Origin of the sequence: Comamonas testosteroni ATCC 11996 (assembly GCF_000241525.1) — a bacterium.
Lineage (GTDB): Bacteria > Pseudomonadota > Gammaproteobacteria > Burkholderiales > Burkholderiaceae_C > Comamonas > Comamonas testosteroni.
In genome coordinates this window covers 1-1,412 of record NZ_AHIL01000031.1, presented here as the reverse complement: position 1 = coordinate 1,412, position 1,412 = coordinate 1, and the positions used below count along the sequence as shown (strand labels likewise).

General features: G+C 59.3%; 1 protein-coding gene and 1 pseudogene. Both read left to right on the top strand.

Features of this window, described 5'->3' with window-relative positions:
- Positions 1 to 208 (top strand): annotated as a pseudogene (locus CTATCC11996_RS13415) (methyl-accepting chemotaxis protein); the annotation flags it as partial.
- Positions 209 to 518: 310 nt separating this feature from the next.
- Positions 519 to 1,412: methyl-accepting chemotaxis protein (locus CTATCC11996_RS13410; protein ID WP_003076977.1), on the top strand; the 894-nt coding region annotated here is incomplete at its 3' end.

Genomic DNA, 1,412 nt, shown 5'->3' with positions numbered 1-1,412 from the left:
CGGTCATGAAACCGGCTATGTCAAGGCTGCAGCACCCCAACGTTCGACCAGCCGTGCCATGCCAGCCATGGCACCAGTGAAGCAGACTGCTGCTGCAGTCAGACCCGCGATCAAGAAAGCGCCCGCTGCTGCGGCTCCCACTGCACTGAGTACCAGCAAGGCCAAGCCTGCTGCGGACTCCGACGATGGGGACTGGGAAACGTTCTAAACCGCAGGCTGACACCCGCTTGCAGGCCCGCCGCTTCTGACAGGAGGCGGCGGGCCTTTTCATTCTGGCTCGCCAACTCCAGCCGTGTCGAAAAGCGGGAAAGTACTGAGAACATCAGTTGTGCGCAATGCGCAAAGCAGTTGTAACAATTATTAATATATTGATGCAACCTCGGGGAGAGCATCTCGAAGAGGTGGAGGGAGGACGTCAGGGGCCAGGAATTGACCGCCAGAGTCATGCACAAGCCAGCCCGGAGTTCACGATGCGGACGTGCCTGTGTGTGGGTTCTTTTGTCTGGATTGGTTGGTTCATGAAGTTGTTTCAATTCACCGTGGCCCGGAAGCTGTGGGCATTGGTGATCGGTCTTTTGGCGGGGATGTTGTTGCTGGTGGCAGGCAGCCTGGCTTATTCCAAACGTGTCAACGAGGACGTTCTTGCGGCGGTGGTGGAGGCGCAGACTGCTGCTGCGCAGGCCAAGGAGTGGCGCATCCTGACCCAGATGAGCATGGATCGCTTCACGGCAGCTGCCATGTCCACGGAAGAGAATCTGGTCGAGCACCAGTACAAGGCCATGGCCGGCCTGATCGCCAACATCAACGAGTTGCGTGACAAGGTGCTCGCACAGGTTCATACCCAAGAGGCCAAGAGCCTGATGGCCGATGTGAACACGCATAGAGATGCCTTGTTTGCGGTGAACAAAGAGGTGGATCAGGCTCGTCAATCCAAGGATTTCGAGCGTTCGCAAAAGCTGATCGAAGAGCGGCTCAATCCCATGGCGCAAAAGTACTACGCGGCCCTGGATGCCTATGTGCAACTGCAGGACCGCTACCGGGCGCAGGCGCTGGAGCAGGGTGAGTCCAGCCGCTCCAAAGCCTATGTGGTGATAGCCGTCGCTTGTGGCGTCATCATGCTTTTGGGATTGGTGACTGGCCTGCTCATCATGCGCTCCATCACCCGGCCTCTTGTCAAGGCCGTGGAGCTGGCAGATGCGATCGCCGAGGGCGATCTGAGCTTCAGAACCGGGCATGGCTGCGAAGACGAACTGGGCCATCTGCACCAGTCATTGAACGCCATGGCCGAGCGTCTGCGCTCCGTCGTTGGCCAGGTGCGCTCGGGCGTGGAATCCGTCTCCTCGGCTTCGGGCCAGATTGCCACGGGCAACCAGGATCTCTCGGCACGCACCGAGCAGACGGCGGCCAACCTT